The sequence below is a fragment of the Maribacter sp. MAR_2009_72 genome (genome assembly GCF_007827235.1).
In the GTDB taxonomy this organism is placed as follows: Bacteria; Bacteroidota; Bacteroidia; order Flavobacteriales; family Flavobacteriaceae; genus Maribacter; species Maribacter sedimenticola.
In genome coordinates this window covers 881,810-903,989 of the sequence record NZ_VISB01000001.1, presented here as the reverse complement: position 1 = coordinate 903,989, position 22,180 = coordinate 881,810, and the positions used below count along the sequence as shown (strand labels likewise).

General features: G+C 38.8%; 13 protein-coding genes. 4 read left to right on the top strand and 9 right to left on the bottom strand.

Annotated features, from left to right (window positions below):
- Nucleotides 1-29: 29 nt before the first annotated feature.
- Entirely contained in the window at nt 30-1,832 is a 1,803-nt protein-coding gene (locus JM81_RS03860) for a glycoside hydrolase family 15 protein (RefSeq protein WP_144800751.1), read from the top strand.
- Here JM81_RS03860 and JM81_RS03855 read toward each other — a convergent pair whose 3' ends face one another.
- The 7 genes from JM81_RS03855 to JM81_RS03825 all read right to left on the bottom strand — a co-directional run bounded on the left by JM81_RS03855 (nt 1,833) and on the right by JM81_RS03825 (nt 11,712).
- Nucleotides 1,833-3,254 (bottom strand): pyridoxal phosphate-dependent decarboxylase family protein, encoded by a 1,422-nt coding sequence (locus JM81_RS03855; RefSeq protein ID WP_144800750.1) that lies wholly within the window; start codon nt 3,252-3,254, stop codon nt 1,833-1,835.
- Between the two features lie 101 nt (nt 3,255-3,355).
- Nucleotides 3,356-5,167, bottom strand: coding sequence for an acyl-CoA dehydrogenase family protein (locus JM81_RS03850; RefSeq protein WP_089260086.1), 1,812 nt, complete (start codon nt 5,165-5,167; stop codon nt 3,356-3,358).
- Nucleotides 5,168-5,215: 48 nt separating this feature from the next.
- Complete coding sequence (locus JM81_RS03845; RefSeq protein ID WP_144800749.1) at nt 5,216-5,572, bottom strand: four helix bundle protein; 357 nt, start codon at nt 5,570-5,572, stop codon at nt 5,216-5,218.
- Nucleotides 5,573-5,617: 45 nt separating this feature from the next.
- Nucleotides 5,618-6,808 (bottom strand): acetyl-CoA C-acyltransferase, encoded by a 1,191-nt coding sequence (locus tag JM81_RS03840; protein WP_144800748.1) that lies wholly within the window; start codon nt 6,806-6,808, stop codon nt 5,618-5,620.
- A 7-nt stretch (nt 6,809-6,815) separates the two neighbouring features.
- Nucleotides 6,816-9,221: a 3-hydroxyacyl-CoA dehydrogenase/enoyl-CoA hydratase family protein gene (locus JM81_RS03835; protein ID WP_144800747.1), complete on the bottom strand. Its 2,406-nt coding sequence runs from the start codon at nt 9,219-9,221 to the stop codon at nt 6,816-6,818.
- A 15-nt stretch (nt 9,222-9,236) separates the two neighbouring features.
- Complete coding sequence (locus JM81_RS03830) at nt 9,237-9,686, bottom strand: MarR family winged helix-turn-helix transcriptional regulator (protein ID WP_089260090.1); 450 nt, start codon at nt 9,684-9,686, stop codon at nt 9,237-9,239.
- 256 nt (nt 9,687-9,942) lie between these two features.
- Nucleotides 9,943-11,712, bottom strand: coding sequence for an AMP-dependent synthetase/ligase (locus JM81_RS03825; protein ID WP_144800746.1), 1,770 nt, complete (start codon nt 11,710-11,712; stop codon nt 9,943-9,945).
- 254 nt (nt 11,713-11,966) lie between these two features.
- Here JM81_RS03825 and JM81_RS03820 point away from each other — a divergent pair, with 254 nt between their 5' ends.
- Nucleotides 11,967-14,564: a DUF6923 family protein gene (locus JM81_RS03820; RefSeq protein WP_144800745.1), complete on the top strand. Its 2,598-nt coding sequence runs from the start codon at nt 11,967-11,969 to the stop codon at nt 14,562-14,564.
- 70 nt (nt 14,565-14,634) lie between these two features.
- On the opposite strand, the gene purL is transcribed toward JM81_RS03820, so the two are convergent.
- Entirely contained in the window at nt 14,635-18,357 is a 3,723-nt protein-coding gene (purL, locus tag JM81_RS03815; RefSeq protein ID WP_144800744.1) for a phosphoribosylformylglycinamidine synthase, read from the bottom strand.
- A gap of 276 nt (nt 18,358-18,633) precedes the next feature.
- Here purL and JM81_RS03810 point away from each other — a divergent pair, with 276 nt between their 5' ends.
- Both JM81_RS03810 and JM81_RS03805 read left to right on the top strand, forming a co-directional pair.
- Complete coding sequence (locus JM81_RS03810; protein ID WP_089260093.1) at nt 18,634-18,999, top strand: winged helix-turn-helix transcriptional regulator; 366 nt, start codon at nt 18,634-18,636, stop codon at nt 18,997-18,999.
- A 153-nt stretch (nt 19,000-19,152) separates the two neighbouring features.
- A complete protein-coding gene (locus tag JM81_RS03805; RefSeq protein ID WP_144800743.1) occupies nt 19,153-20,745 on the top strand; it encodes an amidohydrolase in 1,593 nt (530 codons plus the stop codon).
- Nucleotides 20,746-20,820: 75 nt separating this feature from the next.
- Here the strand turns inward: JM81_RS03805 and JM81_RS03800 are convergent, their stop codons facing one another.
- Nucleotides 20,821-22,035, bottom strand: a complete 1,215-nt coding sequence (locus JM81_RS03800) for an RsmB/NOP family class I SAM-dependent RNA methyltransferase (protein ID WP_144800742.1) — start codon at nt 22,033-22,035, stop codon at nt 20,821-20,823.
- Between the last annotated feature and the right edge of the window lie 145 nt (nt 22,036-22,180).

Genomic DNA, 22,180 nt, shown 5'->3' with positions numbered 1-22,180 from the left:
AACCTCAAATGAATCAAGAATTTTATTGAATGGATAATTTAGACTACGGAATAATAGGAAATTGTAGAAGTGCAGCATTAATATCAAAAACAGGAAGCATAGATTGGTGTTGTTTGCCAGAATTTGACAGTCCATCTGTGTTTGCAAAATTACTGGATGAGGAAATAGGGGGTAGTTTTGAAATACATGTTGATGATAGTTATAAAATTACCCAGAAATATGAACCATATACCAATATATTGATCACTTCCTTTAAATCTGGGGAACATCATTTTGAGATCCATGATTTTATGCCAAGGTATAGGAAGGAAGGTAACGCATATCATGCTCCGCCAGAATTGATTCGCTATTTTAAATACATATCCGGCACACCCAAATTCTCGGTACTATATGATCCAAAGCTTGAATATGCTATAGGAACAACGGAATCCTTTATAAAAAAGGATTTTGTGGCCAGTTTAACCCATGATGTAAAGTTTGATACCATATTTCTATATTCATCCTTTGCTAAAGAACGTATTGTAAATTCTGAGCAAATAGAACTTACTGAGGATGGATATATATTAATAGGATATAATGAAAAATTGTTGTTGCCTACTACGGAACGTGCTTATTTAGATTTACAAAATACAAGGGTCTATTGGTTGAATTGGTCCAATTTAACGCCAACCTATAAAAAATTCAATGAGGAAATTTCACGAAGTGCCCTTACGTTAAAGTTATTGAGTTATGATAAGACCGGTGCCGTACTGGCTGCCGCAACAACCTCCTTGCCAGAAACCATAGGTGAGGTTAGAAATTGGGATTATCGTTTTTGTTGGATCCGTGATGCATCTATGGTAATCAAGGTAGTATCTGAACTTGGCCATAAAAATGTGGCAAGACGCTACTTGCAGTTTATTATTGATTTAATCCCGGATAAGGCAGAAAAACTACAGATAATGTACGGGATTAATAAGGAAAAGAAGTTAACGGAGGAAACATTGGATCACTTGGCCGGTTACAAAGGTTCCAAACCCGTTAGAGTAGGTAATGCGGCCTATCACCAAAAGCAGAATGATATTTATGGTATTTTAATGGATGTCATATATGAGCAAATGGTAAAGTTTAGTGTTGATATCGATAACGGGGAGGATTTATGGGCCATTACCAAAGGAATTGTTTGGATCGTTAGTAATAACTGGAAAGATGCGGATAAGGGTATTTGGGAATTTAGAGCTGAGGACAGACATTTTACATTTTCTAAGGTATTATGTTGGACTGCATTGGACAGGGCGATCAAAGTAGCGGAAATGCTTGATAAGAAGCATAAAATTGAAAAATGGGAGCCAATACGAGCGGAGATATGGAAAGATATCTATGACAACGCGTGGAATGATGAAGTTGGCGCCTACACCCAATCTTACGGTTCTAAGGAATTGGATGCCTCAGTTTTGTTAATGGAATCCTACGGATGTGTGGATGCCAAAGATGAACGTTACATTAGTACGGTCCATGCCATTGGAAAAGAGTTAAGTAATGATGGACTATTGTACCGTTACAAAAATGAGGACGATTTTGGACTGCCATCTTCTTCCTTTACCGTATGTACGTTCTGGTATATCAATAGTTTGTTTAAAATTGGCGAGCGTAAGAAGGCTTTGGAATATTTTGAGCGTTTATTGGGCTATAGCAATCATTTAGGATTATTTAGTGAGGACATAGATTTCAAGACCAAACGATTGCTCGGTAATTTTCCACAAGCCTATTCACATCTAGCGTTAATAGAATGTGCCATTAACTTTTCAAAGAAAGACAGTGAAGATCAAATGGTAGAGTCGTTACGAGATTGATTATAATACGAATCTTTTTATTTTTTGTATGAGATTCTTAAAGTGGGCAATGTCAGTAAACGGATTCATTACGGTAATCCTCATATAGAATTTTTGTCTCAATTTGGTTTGTACAATATAAAATTCGCCATCTTCTAACAAAGATTGGCGAATTTTTGCATTTAGCGCATTCTCACGTTCTAAGGTCAAAGATGGGGAACAATATCTAAAGCAAACAATGTTGGACATTGGGGTTATGGCAACTTCAAAATTGGGCTCATCTTCAATAAGGTCCGCAAACAGTTTTCCCATATCATATAATTGGGTTACGTAAGCGTCAAAAACTTCTTCACCATAAAATTTTAGTAGCGTATACCAATGGATGGCCATCATATTCTTTGTACACTCAAAGGTACGTTTGCCAGAATTATACCAATCTTCATGTTCCGAGTCTGACAATAAATAGTCTGCTTTTTGGCTAAACGTGGCCTTGGCATTGACTTCATCCTTAAAAAGGAGAGCAGTCGTCAATGCGGGCATCATCATCATCTTATGTCCATCTATCACTACACTATCCGCATGTTCTATTCCTTTTAAGGTATGCCTGTATTTTTCTGAAAATATCCCTGCACCTCCATGGGCACCGTCCACATGAAACCATATATTCATTTTTTGGGCAAATGCGGCAATCTTTGATAAGTCATCAAAAATTCCGGTTGCCGTAGACGGTGCGCTACCAACTATTGCAAATATTTCAATGCCTTTTGCCTTAGCTTCTACATATTTTGCAAGTAACACGTCTGTATTCATTGCAAAATTATCGGTTACGGGAATTTTAACGATACCTTGCGCACCCATGCCCATAATACGCGCGGCACGATCAACACAATAATGAGCTTCTTCACTAACCATAATACCTAATTGGTTCACCATACCCTTGTTCCATATATCTGCTTGGGTAATGGCCTTGCGGGCACTCAACAAAGCGGTTAGGTTGGCTAGGGTTCCGCCAGAAGTAAGGAACCCGGCAGAGTGGGGGCCATATCCTATCTTTTCGCATAGTTTTTCAGTTATTATGCGTTCTATGGCATTTGACGCCATACCCATTTCATAAACTGCTGTTCCGTTGTTCAATAACGAGCTTAACAATCCAGTTAGAGCGGTTATAGGAGCAGGAGGGGCAACCTGATGGCCCATATAATGGGGATGGTGGATATAAGTGGTATGTTTTGTTATTTCCTTGAATATATCCGCTTTGTCCCCATGGTGCAAAAACTCTTTCCAGAATTGTAGCTCGTTCTCAGGAGTATTCCATGGTATCGCCGTATTGGATAATTGAAAAAGCTTGTTCTCCAGGTGTTCCGTTAATTGGTCAATAAGTGAATGGCCAATGGAATTAAATTCAGATGGACTATATACTTGTTTGAGTAGTTCCTTGTGCATTGTTCAAAATTAGCGGTATGTTAGAATTTGAGCAAATAAAAAACCGCCCTTTTAAGGGCGGTTCCTATTCATTTTACCAAACAACAAAAAGGTAATCTGAACTAGTCAAAGGTATACCCGTTGTCTGCGGCAACTTTATCGGCAATTTGTGTGCGTAAAGCTACTACATTAGGGTAGTTCGTATATTTTGTAAAGCGTTTAAGTCCCATTAGCATCATGCGTTGCTCATCACCTTCTGCAAAGGAGATTATAGCTTCCTTACCTTTATTGATGATTTTTTCAACGGCATTGAAAAGATAAAGTTTAGACATGGCTATTTGCGTAGCCTGTGCTTCTTCACCAAAACGTTTCGCATTTTTTTCCGTACGTAATAGGGCAGATTCTGCCATATATACTTCAATAAGGATATCAGATGCCGCCAACATTAATTGTTGGTGCTTTTCCAATTCAGGTCCGTATTTTTGAACCGCAGATCCAGCCACCATTAAAAACACTTTTTTAAGTCTTTTTAAAATATCTTTTTCTTCAGCAAACAATTCAGAAAAATCAGGAGTATCAAAGGAAGGAATTCCCATAAGTTCCTCACCAACGGCAGTTGCAGGTCCTAATAGGTCTACATGACCTTTCATAGCCTTTTTAACAAGCATACCTACAGCTAACATTCTATTGATTTCATTGGTTCCTTCATAGATACGTGCAATTCTTGCATCTCTCCAAGCAGATTCCATTGGTGTATCTGCACTAAAGCCCATTCCGCCAAAAATCTGAACACCTTCATCAGCGGTATGTTGAACATCTTCGGATACTGCTACCTTTAATATTGAGCACTCAATTGCATATTCCTCCACACCTTTTAACTCGGCTTCTTGGTGGGTATTACCTTCACTTTCCCTAATAGCAATACGGTCTTCGATATTCTTTGCGGCACGATAGCAGGCAGATTCTCCTACATAGGCATTGGTGGACATATCTGCCAATTTGGCTTTTATAGCACCAAAGTTAACAATGGGAGTTTTGAATTGGATTCGTTCATTGGCGTAATTTACTGCTTCATTGATTACCCTTCTTTGGGCTTCCAAACATGCAGCCGCCAATTTAATACGACCTACATTCAATGCATTCATTGCTATCTTAAAGCCATTTCCTCTTGTTGAGAGCATATTATCCACAGAAACTTTTGTTTCATTGAAAAATACCTGACGGGTAGAGGAGGAGTGAATTCCTAATTTCTTTTCTTCATCTCCTAATGATATGCCATTACTAGGGTCATTTTCAACGATAAATCCTGTAATATTCTTATCATCCTCTATACGGGCAAATACGATAAACAGGTTACAAAAACCAGCATTTGAAATCCACATTTTCTGACCGGTTATGCTATACGTTTTCCCATCTTCTGATAACACCGCTTTTGTTTTACCGGAATTTGCATCTGATCCGGCACCTGGTTCAGTAAGGCAATATGCACCAAACCATTCACCTGAAGCCAATTTAGGCACATATTTTTGCTTCTGCTCTTCTGTACCGTATAAAGTTATAGGCATGGTGCCAATACCGGTATGCGCTCCAAATGCAGTACTAAAAGAACCTGTAGCGCCAGAAATATAATCACAGACCAACATAGTAGAGACAAAGCCCATTCCCATTCCACCATAGGATTCTGGAACGGCAACACTCAATAAGCCCAATTCACCGGCTTTGCGCATAGTTTCTTCCGTATACGCATAATCTTTTTTCTCAAAACGTTCCCAATGCGCCCACAATTCCCTGTCAACAAATTCCTTGGTGCTATCACGCATCATTCGTTGTTCCTCATTTAAGTCCTCTAGGGTGAAAATATCTTCACAATTGGTTTCCTTGACGAGAAATTGTCCTCCTCTAAGAATGTCTTTATTTATTGTTTCTGCACTCATGTTATTAATTGTTTTTAGAAATTAGAATTGAGAGAATAGAAAAGAGAATTATACAAGGCTATTTTGAAACCCCATGGTCATTTTCTGAAATTCTTCAATCTTGTCTTCGAGTAATTTTAATTTAATATCAGTTATATAATTTCTATGATATGCTATTAGTAGTTGTGTTCCTAGTTCAAAAGATGAACCTAAAGAGATACTTAAAAAATGACTAAACGACTTATCTGTTCTTGCAGATCCCTCTGCAATATTGCTTGGAATAGAGATAGAACATCTGCTCATTTGAGAACTTAAATCAAATCTCTCGTGCTTAGGGAAACTTAAGATAGTATCAGATATATCATTAGCTATGCTTATCCCTAACTTCCAAATTTTTAAATTTCTATAGTTATGCCTGAAAGCCATTTATCTTAATCTTATCTCTTTATTCTAATATCTAAATTCTATCGTTTAGTTTAAAAATTCAAAAATACCTGCGGCACCTTGTCCTGTACCCACGCACATTGTTACCATACCGTATTTGCCTTGCATATTACGCTTACGCATTTCGTCAAACAATTGAACAGAAAGTTTGGCACCGGTACATCCTAATGGATGTCCTAAGGCTATTGCTCCACCATTCACATTCACGATATCTTGGTTTAGGTCAAGCTCACGCATAACGGCCAAGGATTGTGAGGCAAATGCTTCGTTCAATTCAATTAATTCAATGTCGTCTTGTTTTAAACCAGCTTGCTTTAGTGCCTTTGGAATTGCTTTTACAGGTCCAATACCCATAATACGAGGCTCTACACCGGCAGCGGCATAATTCACCAAACGTGCAATAGGCTCAATATTGAGCTCTTTGACCATTTCTTCGCTCATGATAAGAACAAAAGCGGCACCATCGCTCATTTGCGAGGAGTTACCGGCTGTTACACTACCACCTGCGGCAAACACAGGTCTTAAACCGGCCAAAGCTTCTTTGCTGGTACCTTTTCTTGGTCCCTCATCCTTGGAAACGGTGTAACTTCTATTTGCTTTTTTACCATTTTCATCTACGTATGTCTGATCAACCGTTATAGGAACAATCTGTTCTTGAAAACGGTCTTCGGCTTGGGCGCGAAGTGCTTTCATATGGGAATTGTATGCAAACTCATCTTGGTCTATCCTAGATACATTGAACTGCTTAGCAACGGCTTCTGCGGTATTACCCATTCCCCAATAATAATCCTCATGGCCAGATTTTACCAAATCATAGTTTAATTCCGGTTTATTACCTGTCATGGGAACGGAGCTCATACTTTCTGCACCACCTGCTATGATACAATCTGCCATTCCTGACTGAATTTTTGCCGTTGCAATACCAATCGTTTCAATTCCTGAAGAACAAAAACGATTTACGGTCACCCCCGGTACATCCACAATATCCAATCCCATAAGTGATATTAAACGTGCCATGTTCAAACCTTGGGAACCTTCTGGCATAGCATTGCCCACAATAACATCGTCAATACGTTTTTTATCCAATTGGGGTACTTCACTCATCATATGCTGAATGGTCTCGGCGGCCAATTCATCAGCTCTTTTAAAGCGGAAAACCCCTTTTGGCGCTTTTCCCACTGCCGTTCTATATGCTTTTACTATATATGCTTGTTTCATATCCTTTTTAGTTTCTTAATGGTTTACCTGTTTTTAACATGTGCTGAATTCTTTCCAATGTCTTACGTTCCGTACATAATGACAGGAATGCTTCACGCTCTAAATCCAAAAGATATTGTTCCGATACGCGTGTTGGTTCAGACAGATCACCACCGGCCATTACGTATGCCAATTTATTGGCAATCTTTTTGTCATGCTCACTTATATAGTTACTGTCTTGCATGGAGTCCGTACCTACTAAGAACATACCTAAAGCCTGTTTGCCCAAAACTTTAATATCCTTACGTTTTACAGGTTGGGTATACCCTGCCTCGGCCATTAATTGAGCATGGGCCTTAGCGGTAGCAATTTGTCGGTCTTTATTCACCACCACAATATCCTTGCCCGATTGTAAAATTCCTAAATCATACGCTTCATAGGCAGAAGTGGATACCTTAGCCATACCTATTGTTAAAAAGTATTCTTGAAGTACGTTCAGTTCAACATCGTTTTTATGAAACAAATCTTGTGCTCGCAAGGCAAACTCCTTAGAACCGCCACCACCTGGGATTACACCAACTCCAAATTCAACCAAACCTATATAAGTTTCTGCAGCGGCTACTACTTTATCCGCATGTAATGACAGCTCACAGCCACCGCCCAAAGTCATACCGTGGGGTGCGGATACTGTGGGTATGGCGGAATAGCGCATGCGCATCATGGTATCCTGAAACATTTTTATTGCCATGTTCAATTCATCATACTCTTGCTCAACGGCCATCATGAATATCATACCGATATTAGCACCAACAGAAAAGTTTGGGGCTTGATTACCAACAACAAGACCTTGAAAATCTTTTTCGGCAAGGTCAATTGCCTTATTAAGTCCGGCAAGAACATCGCCCCCAATCGTATTCATTTTGGATTGGAATTCTACATTCAAGATTCCGTCTCCTAAATCTTCAACGACTACGCCGCTATTTTTAAATACTTCCTTGGATTTTCTAATATTATCCAAAATGATAAACGAATCCTGGCCAGGTATTTTTTCTATCGATTTTTTTGGAATATCATAATAGTAGGTAGCGCCATCCTTAACGGCATAAAAAGAAGTAGATCCGGCTGCGAGCATCTCTGTTACCCAAGCAGCAGGTGTTTCTCCTTCCGCTTTCATTATTTCTATTCCTTTCTCGACGCCAATGGCATCCCAAATTTGAAAAGGTCCGTGTTCCCAACCAAACCCAGCTTTCATGGCATCGTCAATCTTATAAAGTTCGTCCGTAATTTCAGGTATTCTATGCGATACATAGGCAAATAGGGCAGCAAAGTTCTTTCTGTAAAACTCACCGGCCTTGTCTTTACCTGCAACCAATACTTTAAATCTATCAACGACCTTATCTATTGTTTTGGTAAGTTCCAATGTGGCAAATTTTGCACTTTTCTTGGAACGGTACTCCATGGTATCCAAATCCAACGTCAAAATTTCAGTCTTGCCCTTTTCATCTTTGGATTTTTTATAAAAACCTTGGCCGGTCTTACTACCCAACCACTTGTTCTCCATCATAGTATTGATAAAACCAGGCAGTTTAAAGAGTTCTAACTTTTCATCATCCTTACAATTATCCGCAATTCCGTTGGCTACGTGCACTAAAGTGTCCAGACCAACCACATCTACGGTTCTAAACGTTGCGGATTTTGGACGACCTATTACTGGACCGGTCAATTTGTCTACTTCTTCTACAGTCATGTTCATATCCTTGACCATATGAAAAAGGCTTTGGATACTGAATATGCCTATTCTATTACCTATAAAAGCAGGGGTATCTTTTGCGATAACAGAAGTTTTACCTAGAAATTTTTCTCCATATCCGTTTAAAAATTCCAGTACTTCAGGAGAAGTCTTGGGTCCGGGAATAATTTCAAACAATTTTAAATATCGTGCGGGATTAAAAAAGTGTGTTCCACAGAAGTGTTTCTGAAAATCCTCACTACGGCCTTCACTCATAAAATGAATAGGAATACCCGATGTATTGGATGTAATCAATGTACCTGGAGTCCTATGCTTTTCCAAGTTTTCAAACACCATTTTTTTAATATCAAGTCGTTCAACAACTACTTCAATGATCCAGTCAACCTTGGCCACTTTTGCAATATCATCCTCTAAGTTTCCAGTAGATATCCTATCTGCAAATTTTTGATGATAAATAGGGGAGGGCTTAGATTTTAGTGCTGCAGCCAATGAATCGTTAACCAATCTATTACGAACAACTTTATCGTTAAGTGTTAAGCCTTTGGCTTTTTCCTTTTCCGTAAGTTCTCTTGGTACGATATCCAATAGTAATACTTCGACTCCAATATTGGCAAAATGGCAAGCAATGCCACTACCCATTATTCCAGAGCCGATAACTGCTACTTTTTTAATATGCTTGTTCATGTAGTTTAATCGGTATTAATTTGATATATTTTTTGAAAATAATTTTTTGTCCGCAATTAGTTTATTGATGGTTTCCGTAACCTCAAAGAAGTTCAGAATTTTTTCCTGGTCCACTTCTTGCCTAATAGCTTCATTAAATTGAAGTACGGTACTTTTAGAAAGGTTTCTTTTTTCCAGACCCATTTCGGTCAAATAGATTAATACCCCTCTTCCGTCATCTGGGTTAGGCTTTCTTAGAATGAGCCCTTTTTTTTCCATACTCTTTAAGATTCTGGAAAGACTTGTAGCTTCCATGCCCATTTTAGGTCCTAAAGCGGTAGATGGAGTTCCCGTTTTGGGGTCAATACTCAATAAAGTAAAACCTACTGCCATTGTAGAATCAAAATTCTTTGCTTCTTCATTATACATTCTAGCTACGGCTTGCCATGTAGCTCTAAGTGCATAATCAATTGTTACTTCTTTCATACGCTGGTGGTTGCAGCCCAAATATAATAAAATTTATTATGCATGCATAATAAATTTATGAAATATTTAAGCAAAACCTATTCCTTTTTTGAATTTGGTACAATTGCCTATATAAAATTACGGAATGCCGTATTTAACAAGAATTGGGTAAAAGATTAACTTGGTATTATACCAAGTTAATCCATATAGATTAATTAAACCCGGGCAGTAGGTTAAAATTCCGTTTGGGCTTTTCTAATTTTGGTGGAATATGGTCTTAATATCCATAAATATCATTGTATAGGTCAATGTATTTTTCCTTGATGATTTTTCTCCTCAATTTCATTGTAGGGGTAAGATGTCCGCCCTCAATACTCCAGATGTCCGGTGTAAGCCTAAATTGTTTAATTTTTTCCCATTTGGCAAAATTTTCATTGGCCTTGGTAACTTCTTCGTCCAATCTTGCAATTACTTTTTCATTAAGTACAATATCAGAATTTTCACCTACGGTAATTTTATTCTTCTTGGCCCATTCATAGATATAATCAAAATTGGGCTGAATAAGTGCAGCGGGCATTTTTTCACCTTCACCAATAACCATAATCTGCTCAATGAAACGGGATTGCTTGCATCTGTTCTCCAACAATTGGGGTGCTACATATTTACCGCCGGAAGTTTTGAACATTTCCTTTTTTCGATCGGTAATCCGCAAAAAACCTTCATGGTCTATTTCACCGATATCCCCTGTATGGAAGTAGCCATCTTTGATGACTTCGGCGGTTTTTTCCGGATCCTTATAATAACCCATCATTACGTTAGGACCCTTGCATAAAATTTCGCCATCTTCGGCAATCTTTACTTCCACATCTGAAATGACCTTACCTACGGTGGCAATTTTCCACCCGTTGTTACGTACATCGTTTACAGAGATGACAGGTGAAGTTTCGGTGAGACCATAACCTTCCATTACAGGAATACCTGCGGCGCCAAAAATTCTACTTAGACGGGGCTGCAAAGCGGCACTACCGGATACCATTATGCCAAGATTACCTCCTAGGCCTTCTTGCCACTTGCTGAAAATTAACTTGCGTGCTATGGAAAGTTTAAATTCATACCACCACCCGTTGGCCTTATAAGGTTCAAATTTTAGACCTACACCAACGGCCCAAAAGAACAGACTCTTTTTTATACCCGTTAGACTTGATCCTTTTGCAATTATAGATTCATATACCTTTTCTAACAACCTGGGTACTACGGTCATTAAATTTGGTTTTACTTCTTTTAAGTTATCACTTATTTTATCCAACCCTTCGGCAAAATGAATTTCAATTCCGCAATATTGGTAGAGATAAAGAATCATACGTTCAAAAATATGGCAAACGGGTAAAAAGCTTAACGCTGTATCATTGGTGCTAGAGGGAACACGTTCTTTACTTGCTACAACATTGGACACCAAATTATTATGGCTCATCATTACACCTTTTGGTCTTCCAGTGGTACCCGAAGTATAGATTAAAGTTGCAAGATCAGATGGTTGAACGTTATTCTTTAACGTTTCTACTTCTTCTTGGTTGGTCGTATCCGCACCTTGGTCCAATACTTCTTGCCAATTAGGGCAATTATCTATTTCATTGAACGAGTATACTCCTTTAAGGGATTTTACATTGCCCTTGATATTGTTGACCTTTGTCAATACCTCTGTACACGATACAAAACAATACTGTGCTTCTGAATGGTTTAGCACATATTCATAATCCTCTTCAGAAATAGTGGGATAAATTGGTACATTCTGTGCGCCGATCTGTAATATTCCAATATCCAAAATATTCCACTCCGTTCTGTTGGTCAATGAGATAACGGCTATTTTGTCATTAGGTTTAACTCCTAAGCGAAGCAAACCCCTGCTTATGGCATTTGCTTTATTAATATACTCTTGCGTGGAAGTGGCTATCCATTTCCCGTTTTTTTTGGTTACAAGAGCTTTTTCAAGGTTAAAATGCTCTAATTGATAATAAGGTATATCGAATAGACGGGTTATTTTTTGCATATGCAGATTATAAACTTTTTTGCAAAATAATGAAAGAACTCGGTATTTTAAAATTGTATTGACAAATAAAATAGCTTATGATTATAAAATTCTTAATCTGAAGGTTCAGCTGTGCTTCGGGATAATTTTAACTATTCGTCTACAATAAATTGCAAATGAACGGGTTATGTATGCAATTAAAATAAAAGTAGGAAAATTCCTTAATTTTTGGAATTATGTTTGTCCTTAATTTTTGTATTGAAATTGTAGAAAATATGAAAAAAAATTACACCATTTTACCATTTTATAACTTCACCTTTTTGCTTATCCTAATATTGGCGTGTAGCAAAGTCCTTTCCCAAGCGGAACCATTTAATTGTGACTATAATGCCTATTTATTTCAGTATAATGATATTTATGCGTTGGATTTGGCTTCGGGCAGCTCCTATTTAGTTGCTGAGGATATTACCGCTGGTAATATTAATGGTGTAGGTTATAACACTACAGATGGATTTCTTTGGGGCTATTTGTCTACCCCTTCCAGCACAATCGTGCGTATTGGTAAGGATTATTCCATAGAGCAATATACCATTCCTGAGTTGCCAACAGGAAATAAGTATGTAGGTGATATTTCCGCAAATGGTATATATTATTTTAAAGCAGGAGGCTCCTCATATTACAAAGTAGATATTAATCCTAGCTCATCTACTTATCTAGAATTTTTAGGAGCATTTGAATTAACTCAGTCCATGTCCATAGCGGACTGGGCATTTAATGCTGCGGACAATATGTTGTATACTGTAGAAAAAGGTACCAATATTCTTTATAGGATTGATCCAGATACAGGAGTGGTTAATGCTTTAGGAGTTGTACCCATACTTCAAGGGTTAAATTATACGTTTGGTGCGGTTTATTTTGATGTGGACGGTAATTTCTATGTTTCTGCAAACCAGACCGGTTCGGTATATAAGATAGAACAAGTGCAAGATATTGCGTTGGGCGTTATACAGTCCAATATTTTCGCCTTTGGTCCGGCAGCTTCAAGTAATGATGGTGCACGTTGTCCTACCGCCCCAGTGCCGCAAGAAGATTGTTTAAACGGTGTTGATGATGATGGTGACGGATTAATTGATTGTGATGACCCCTCTTGTTCAGGTGTAGCTACTTGCCCGGTAATCGTTACGACTTCTAGTGCTAATAAAGGTGGATTGGAAAGTAATGATAGATTGGCGAATTTAATCAGTAAACGTAATTATAATAGAGCCAAGGCAAATTATGTTTTTGATAAGAAAACGGCCAAAAAATTAGTGAAAAGTGCCTTGTACGGTCTAAATGCCAAAACTGATATTTTCAATATTCCCCTAAATTCATTGGTTCCTTTGGGTATTATTGGCGAGACAAGTACAATTGAATCATCTCCAAGTGATTTGCTGGATTTGACCAATGCATCGGACATTTATTCCGTAGATTATTTAAATGGAATGGATAATTTAGGTTCTTTAATGGTCATTAAAACCGATAGTCAGGTATATGAGCATAGCAAATTTATCTGTGACCGTTTTCTTGGAGCCCAATTATTATCGGTCTCTAACATACAATTAAGGGAAAAAGACTTCATCAAATCCATTATTAAACAACCGGACGGTAGTCAAGAATTTGCTTTGACATTCTCTGCAAGGGTTAACAATGATGGTAATTTTATAATAGAATCTCATTGGAACATTGATGCCTACACTAGTAATACCTCCTATTATAATTTTCAGATTTGGTCCAGTTCAGTAGATGATCTATTGCTATTGGCAGATGAGATACTAAATCTTTTGGAAGCAAATTCTGAGATTTCACAGTATAACGGATCAACACCGCCCCCAGTATTTGTTAAATCGGCCAGCTATAAAAATGGAGAAGTATTGTTAAATATAGTGAACTACAATAATTCCGATCATATAAATCTAGAAGGTGGTTTAAAATTAACGGAAACCAGTGACACAGAGAGTTTAGGGGTAACAGCGGATATTGAAGGATATTTGGATGCAGTTGCTCTTAAAACCGGTACTTTATTTGATATGGGCTTTAGGATAAGTGCCGGATTAGGGCAAACACCAGATGACCTTTTTGTTGCTGATGCCCCTTGGGGATTGGATGATTCTGGAGTTGATACCATGGTATCTAATTATGAGGTATTGCCAGCCGATGGACCTTATGTGGGAGACGGATACCCTATAGAGCGAAATATTAAATTAACAGGAACTACAAAAAGTTACTTAGGAGTCTACAGGGCCTTAAATCCTAGGTTTTCTGCTGTAAACCTTAACGAATACGCGAAAATGAGTTTTGAGGCTATGGGCACAGGAAGCTTAGAAGTTCAGTTGATAAAAGGTGACGGCACAATTTTTAAGACTTTTATAGCCTTAACTACAGAAATGAAAGGTTATACACTTCTTAATGCTGATTTTAAGAATGAGGCAGATGTAGGTACGGACTTTTCCAACATTAAGGTTATTTCCTTCAATTTAGTAGCTAATAATGAATATGCCGAAGAGAGAACATTGGAGCTACAAAATATAGATTTCCATAACCGAGAGGCGGCACAAGTTTTCGTCGATAATAATTTAAACAAATCTGTAGTTTACCCAAATCCCATGATAGAAAGAACAAGCCTTTATTTTTATGACGAAAACGCAGGATCATTTGACCTTGATTTATATACTATAAATGGTACTTTGTTAGGTAGTCACCATCTTGAAGGTGATAGTGTAGAAGGTCAAAATGAAATAATTATAGAACGTAAAGACCTGGATCCAGGACTATATTTATATAAATTAAAAAACTCCAATGAAAAAACATGGAGTGGTAGAATATTGGTAAGATAGATGTTTAGGTTTTAAATAGCTGTGTTCCCCCAATTGAGGGGGCGCACAGTTTTTTTTGCTCAAATTTTAGTTATTTGTGATTAAGAATCCAATCCTTGGCATTCACAAAGGCTTCAATCCAAGGTGAGACTTTATCCTTTCTATTTGAAGGATAATGTGCCCAGTTCCATGGAAAAATAGAACGTTCTATATGGGGCATTGTCACCAGGTGTCTACCGGTTTTATCACAAAGCATTGCCGTATTGAAATCACTACCATTTGGATTTGCCGGATATCCTTCATAACCATATTTGGCAACGATATCATAGTTGTCCTCAGAAAGCGGTAATGAGAATTTACCTTCTCCGTGAGAAATCCAAACCCCTAATTTGCTTCCTTCCAATGAGGAAAGCATTACGGAATTGTTTTTCTGTATTTCTACGGATGTAAAGTTGCTTTCGTGTTTATGGGAATCGTTATAGGTCATTTTACCATGGGTTTCATGCTCCGGATTTATTAGGTCTAGTTCCATGAACAATTGGCAACCATTGCATATACCTACCGATAGCGTATCTGGTCTAGCAAAGAAGTTCTTGATAACGGTGTTGGCCTTTTCATTGTACTTGATGGCACCCGCCCATCCTTTGGCGCTTCCCAAAACGTCTGAGTTGGAGAAACCTCCAACAGCACCTAAGAACTGAATGTCCTCTAAATTCTCGCGTCCTGAAATTAAATCGGTCATATGAACGTCTTTCACATCAAAACCGGCCAAATACATTGCATTGGCCATTTCGCGTTCAGAGTTACTGCCTTTTTCACGAAGAATGGCGGCCTTAGGTCTGTCTTTGGTTGCGTTTAAGGTTTTACTTGGCAGGCTTATAGGGGTATTATTGGAAAAGGTATACTGCAAAGGTTGAACCTTATAATTTTCAAATCTGTCCTTGGCCAGACCATTTGCAGTCTGTTGATTGTCAAGAAGGAATGATGTCTTGAACCAAGTGTCCCGTAAGGTTTCTATATTTAGTCCCATTTCCATACCATTGTTTTTTATGGTAAGAACGGCTTTGCTCGTAACGGTACCCAATTTAATGGCATCTATATTGTTAGATGCAAAAATGTTTGCTATACTGTCATCTTTTGCCTGTAGCACAACTCCTGCATTTTCAGAAAACAGAACTTTTATGGTATCTGCCTCGCCCAATGAGGTAAGGTCAAGATCGGCCCCTAGTTCAGTGTCCGCAAAGCACAGTTCCAGAAGTGTTGTGATCAACCCGCCGGAGGCAACATCGTGCCCTGCAACAATTTTATCGTCCTTAATTAAGGTTTGTATGGTGTTAAAAGCAGTTTTAAAGTATGCGGAGTCCGTAATGGTGGGGGTTTCGCTACCGATACTGTTCCTTGTTTGTGAAAATGAAGAACCTCCTAGTTTATAGGCATCCTTAGATAGATTGATGTAATAGATAGAGCCGGCATCTTTTTGTAGAACAGGTTCTATAACCTTGGTAATATCGTTACAGTTACCCGCAGCGGATATAACCACGGTACCCGGAGATATTACATCACCATCCTTATATTTTTGTTTCATGGAAAGGGAATCCTTTCCTGTGGGTACATTGATACCTAATTCAATTGCAAATTCGGAAACAGCTTGTACTGCTTTATATAAGCGGGCATCTTCTCCTTCATTTTTGCAGGGCCACATCCAGTTGGCGGATAAGGAAACGGAAGCCAAACCATCTTTTAACGGCGCCCAAACCAGGTTGGTCAAAGCTTCTGCAATACTGTTCTTGCTACCTGCGGATGGGTCTATAAGCGCAGAGATGGGGGAGTGCCCAATACTAGTGGCAATACCTTCCTTGCCTTTAAAGTCCAAAGCCATTACACCACAATTGTTCAAAGGTAACTGTAACGGCCCCACACATTGCTGTTTGGCAACACGACCACCTACGCAACGATCAACCTTGTTGGTGAGCCAATCCTTACAGGCCACTGCCTCTAGTTGGAGAACCGCGTCCAAGTAATCATGAAAATATTCAAGCGAATAGTTGGCATTGGCATAATTTCGAGCTACGGTATTATCGGTCATAATTGTTTTTGGAGAACTGCCGAACATATCTGAAAGTTCCAGGTCCATTGGCTTGTCTCCATTGGTCTTGGATTCGAACGTAAAACGATCATCACCTGTAACATCGCCCACTTCATACATTGGTGAGCGTTCGCGATCGGCAATTCGTTTTAATAGATCTATATGGTCCTTACCAATGACCAACCCCATACGCTCCTGTGATTCATTGCCTATAATTTCCTTAGCTGATAATGTAGGGTCGCCAACGGGTAATTTATCCAAATCTATTTTTCCGCCTGTTTCCTCAACAAGTTCAGAAAGACAGTTAAGGTGACCACCAGCACCATGGTCGTGGATGGAAACTATAGAATTTTCATCACTTTCCACCATACCGCGTATAGCGTTTGCTGCCCTTTTTTGCATTTCAGGATTAGAGCGTTGAACAGCATTAAGTTCTATCGCGGAACTGAATTCCCCCGTATCTGCACTGCTCACAGCCGCACCGCCCATACCAATCCTATAATTATCGCCCCCAAGAATTACAATTTTATTTCCGGTTTGGGGCTTGTCCTTAATGGCTTGTTCAACTTTCCCGTAGCCTATACCACCAGCTTGCATAATAACTTTGTCAAAGCCTAATCTGCGTTGATTTTGTGAAGCTGACGACATATTGTCATCGGTACTGTCAAAAGGCGAGGAAGCTTCATCATGTTCAAAAGTTAAAACCGAGCCAGAGATGAGCGGCTGACCAAATTTGTTTCCAAAATCGGAAGCACCGTTAGATGCTTTGATCAAGATATCCATTGGTGTTTGGTATAACCATTTTCTTTCTGGCATTCCCTTTTCCCAAGGTCTGTTTTGTTCCAAACGGGAATATGCGGTCATATATACGGCCGTTCCAGCTAAAGGTAAGGACCCTTTTCCGCCGGCCAAGCGATCCCGTATTTCACCACCTGCACCGGTTGCCGCCCCGTTAAAAGGTTCTACCGTAGTAGGAAAATTATGGGTTTCCGCTTTTAAGGAGATAACGGAATCAAATTCCTTTTCCTGATAAAAGTCTGGTCTATCTGCACTTTTAGGGGCAAACTGTACCACCTTTGGTCCTTTTACAAAAGCTACATTGTCCTTATAGGCAGATATGATATCATTAGGATGTTCCTGGGATGTTTTCTTGATCAATTTAAATAAGGAGGTAGGCATTTCCTCTCCGTCGATTACGAATGTACCGTTGAATATTTTATGCCTACAATGTTCAGAATTGACCTGACTAAAACCAAAAACTTCAGAATCGGTCAATTTGCGACCTATTTTTTTACTCAAGTTTTCCAGGTATTGCACTTCCTCTTCGTTGAGGGCCAAACCTTCTTGTAGATTAAAGGCTTGGATATCTTCAATTTCCAATATAGGTTTGGGTGCAACGCTAATAGTGAACACATCTTGGTCCAATACCTTATACTTCTGCGAAATCATTGGATCAAATCCTGTAAAATGCTCATCTACGGCATTAAATTCCTCAATTCTAATGATACCCTCAATACCCATATTTTGGGTGATTTCAGTAGCATTGGTACTCCAGGGAGTTATCATTGCGGCACGAGGCCCAACAAAAAAGGCGTCAAGTGACGCCGCATTTATTTTCGGTAGGTTGCCAAACAACCATATAAGTTTACCGGTATCTTCAGTTGAAAGTTCCTTAGCGGTCTGTACCGCAAAAACCTTTTTGCTAGGTTCCCCAAAAAAGTGAATCATTATAACGAGTCTGGTATTGATTTTTAAAGTACAAAATTAAGGTTTTAGCAGTTACTTTTCACGGTAATTTGAAACACTTTTAAACAGTAATTGTTAATGAAAAAAGTAGGATTTTGTTTTACCTTTATCCAATGAACTAAAAATTGCCGATAGTTTTTAAATTAGGTTTGAATTTTAGATTTTTATATAAGATTAAATTACAGTCTGTTTTAAAGACTTTTATAAAGACAGTATTTATACGATTAAAATAGGCATCCATTTTAAATTTGGGACAAAATGACAAAGCATAAAAGCGATATACAGGCGCTATCAAAATGTATGGATATGATAGGAGGTAAATGGAAACCCATACTCTTATATCATATTTCTAAGGGTACAAATAGATTTAATAAATTATTTGAAGCCATAGATGGGATAAATCGCCAAATGTTAAGCAAACAATTAAAATCATTGGAAAAGACGGGCATTTTGGACCGCACTTTATATGGAGAAATTCCGCCACGTGTGGAATATACTTTAACACCCGCAGGAAAGTCATTGTTACCTGTTGTACAAGCTATGATGCGTTGGGGGCAAAAACAACAGACGGAAAAAGTAGTTGTGCCAGACGCGCCGCAGAACCAACAGTTGCCGTTGTTTTAATACAGCTTTACAATAGTATAATTTTGGCATGCAAAAATTGCTATTAATATCAAAAAAATGGGTTGTAAGCTCTTAATTAGACAAAAATTGATGTAGAGCCACGGTAGGGCGATTGAATTTGCGTATCTTTTTGGAAGCTAATTCAAACCAACCATGAAAGAAAAAACTATCCTATTAGCGGCCATTTGCTCACTCTCTATGATGAGTAGTGCAATTGCCCAAAAGAAAAGATCAAACAAACAAATTGAAAAATTAAAGGCCGAAGTCGCATCCATAGTCGAGGATAATAAGAAGCAATCCCAAGTCATGGTCGATAAAATTTTCAGTTTTTCCGAATTAGGCTTTCAGGAAGTAGAGTCGTCCAAATACCTTACTGGGATATTAACCGAAAACGGATTTGAAATAGAAACTTCAATATCTGGCATACCTACGGCGTGGTTTGCTACTTGGAGCAATGGTGAGGGCCCTGTTATAGCATTGGGAAGTGATGTGGATTGCATTCCTAAAGCATCACAATATCCTGGTGTAGCCTATCACAAGCCCATTGTAGAAGGTGCGCCTGGCCATGGTGAAGGTCACAATTCCGGAATTCCAATGAATATTTCTTCTGCCCTTGCCGTAAAGAAGATTATGGAGCGAGAGCAAATAGGAGGTACACTATTGGTCTGGCCCGGTATTGCCGAAGAACTTGTGGCTGCAAAGGCGTGGTACGTTAGAGATGGTTTGTTCGATGATATAGACATGTGCATCTTTACACATGTGGGCAATAATTTAGGTGTCTCCTATGGACCCACAAGGGGCACCGGTCTAATATCCGTTGAATATAGTTTTGATGGTGAAGCTGCACATTCCGCAGGATCTCCCTGGCGGGGAAAAAGTGCCCTGGACGCTGCTGAACTAATGAACATTGCTTGGAACTATAAGCGTGAGCACCTACACCCGTTAAAACGTTCCCATTCTATATTTACGGATTCTGGAGATCAGCCAAACGTGGTACCTTCAAATGCATCTATATGGTTCTATTTTAGGGATATTAAATATGAAGGTATCATGGAAATGTATGCCATGGCCAACGATATGGCAAAAGGTGCGGCAATGATGACCGGCACTACTATGACCTCAAAGGTTTTGGGTACTGCCTGGCCAAGGCACTATAATAAGGTTATTGCAGAAACTATGTACGGGAATATAAAACAAGTAGGTTTGCCGGAATGGTCAGAGGCGGACCAAAAATTGGCAAAGGCGGTACAGACAGAAGTCGGTTCGGAAAAGGTAGAAGGTCTATCTACGGAATTAGCTGATTTGGGCCTTCCTGTAATTGAACCCGTAAGTGGTGGTTCTGATGATATTGGCGATATTTCTTGGAAAGTTCCAACGGTTACCCTGAGGTATCCGTCTAACATACCCGGACTTCAAGGCCATCATTGGAGCAATGCCATTGCCATGGCCACACCAATAGCACATAAAGGAGTTGTAGCCGGAGCAAAGGTTGAAGCCATGACCATATTGGATTTTCTGTTAAAACCCGAATTGATGAAAGGTGCGTGGGACTATTTTAACAATGAACAACAAAAGGATACCAAATATCAACCTATGATTTCAGAAAGTGATATGCCTCCAATTTACCTGAACAAGGATAAACAAGAACAATTTAGACCTGCTTTGGAAAAATTCTATTATGATGAGACTAAGTATGATACTTATTTAGAGCAGTTGGGGATTGAGTATCCAACATTGAAAGAATAGGTTGCTAAATATTGACCAATAAAAATAGCCTTTCAGCTTTTGTAAGTTGAAAGGCTATTGTTTATAATTTTTTAATTAATTGGTTTTTTCCAATAAAGCCATGAAGAAACCATCATAACCACTCTTTGAGGCATATATTTTTTTGTCTTTAACCAACGTAAAATCCTTACCCTCTTCAGATTTAAGGAAAGACTGTACTTGATGGCTATTTTCTTGTGGCAGTATGGAACAAGTAGCATAGACCATCTTTCCACCAGGTTTTACGATTTTGCTATAGTTTCTAATAATCTCATGTTGCGTTTGCACGATTTTATCCAGAAATTCGGGTTGCATTTTCCACTTGGAGTCTGGGTTTCTTCTTAAAACGCCCAATCCCGTACATGGGGCATCTATAAGCACTCTATCTGCACTACCATATAATTTTTTATATATTTTGGAAGAATCTATTTCCCTAACTTCAATATTGTGTGCTCCGTTACGTCTTGCCCTTCTTTTTAGTTCCTTAAGCTTGCTACCATAAATATCCATGGAAATCAGCTGTCCTTTATTCTCCATCAAGGAAGCCAAATGCAATGATTTTCCACCGGCACCTGCACAAGTGTCAACTACCCGTTGACCAGGTTCTACATCCAAAAATGCGGCAACCAACTGAGAGGAAGCATCTTGTACTTCAAACATACCATCTTTAAAGGCTTGTGTTACAAATACATTTGCACGCTCAACCAATTTTAAGGCATCTGGGTAACCACGTATAGGTTCGGCTACAATATTCTCGTCCAGTAATGCTTTTCTTAATGTTTCCTTATTGGTTTTTAAAGTATTGGTGCGTAAGATAACTTCAGCCGGCTCATTGAGTTTGGCTATTTCTTCTGTCCACAACTTATCGCCCAAAGCTTTTTCACCCAGTTCATCTATCCAATCTGGAATAGCTTCCCTAAATTTTCTAATTTTTGAAAGCTCGTCGAATTTTCCTTTTATCCTTCTTTCCGGTGTGGGTTCTATTTGTTTCCAATCCGGTAATTTTATTCCTTTCAAAACCGCCCAAACGGCCCACATACGAAACAGGTCCGGCCTGCTGAAGGGTGCCTTTACTTCTGCAATTTCTGCATATAATCTTTTATACCTTACCATTTCATAAGTGGTCTCGGCAATAAATCCTCGGTCGCGAGCACCCCATCGTTTGTCAAAACGAAGTACTTTCTGAACGACCTTGTCCGCATATTCATTTTCGTTAAAAATGAGATTAAGGGCATCTATTACGGCAAACACGAGATTTCTATGTAATTTCATGAGAAGAGATATTGTTTATTATGGTTGAAAGATTGTGTCACTGAGAAAAAGCTTGCACCTTTTAAGCCGTGGTCTTTCAAAAAATTAGGGTGCAAAGGTATTGTTTTAGAAGTGATTCCATTTATTTTTGAGAAACTTTATACGA

Coding starts and splice junctions, on each gene's coding strand:
- JM81_RS03830 (WP_089260090.1), bottom strand. CDS start 9,686: ATGAAAGAAGTAACAATTGATTATGCACTTAGAGCTACATGGCAAGCC.
- JM81_RS03825 (WP_144800746.1), bottom strand. CDS start 11,712: ATGCAAAAAATAACCCGTCTATTCGATATACCTTATTATCAATTAGAG.
- JM81_RS03850 (WP_089260086.1), bottom strand. CDS start 5,167: ATGAGTGCAGAAACAATAAATAAAGACATTCTTAGAGGAGGACAATTT.
- JM81_RS03835 (WP_144800747.1), bottom strand. CDS start 9,221: ATGAACAAGCATATTAAAAAAGTAGCAGTTATCGGCTCTGGAATAATG.
- JM81_RS03860 (WP_144800751.1), top strand. CDS start 30: ATGGATAATTTAGACTACGGAATAATAGGAAATTGTAGAAGTGCAGCA.
- purL (WP_144800744.1), bottom strand. CDS start 18,357: ATGATTCACTTTTTTGGGGAACCTAGCAAAAAGGTTTTTGCGGTACAG.
- JM81_RS03810 (WP_089260093.1), top strand. CDS start 18,634: ATGACAAAGCATAAAAGCGATATACAGGCGCTATCAAAATGTATGGAT.
- JM81_RS03840 (WP_144800748.1), bottom strand. CDS start 6,808: ATGAAACAAGCATATATAGTAAAAGCATATAGAACGGCAGTGGGAAAA.
- JM81_RS03820 (WP_144800745.1), top strand. CDS start 11,967: ATGAAAAAAAATTACACCATTTTACCATTTTATAACTTCACCTTTTTG.
- JM81_RS03845 (WP_144800749.1), bottom strand. CDS start 5,572: ATGGCTTTCAGGCATAACTATAGAAATTTAAAAATTTGGAAGTTAGGG.
- JM81_RS03800 (WP_144800742.1), bottom strand. CDS start 22,035: ATGAAATTACATAGAAATCTCGTGTTTGCCGTAATAGATGCCCTTAAT.
- JM81_RS03805 (WP_144800743.1), top strand. CDS start 19,153: ATGAAAGAAAAAACTATCCTATTAGCGGCCATTTGCTCACTCTCTATG.
- JM81_RS03855 (WP_144800750.1), bottom strand. CDS start 3,254: ATGCACAAGGAACTACTCAAACAAGTATATAGTCCATCTGAATTTAAT.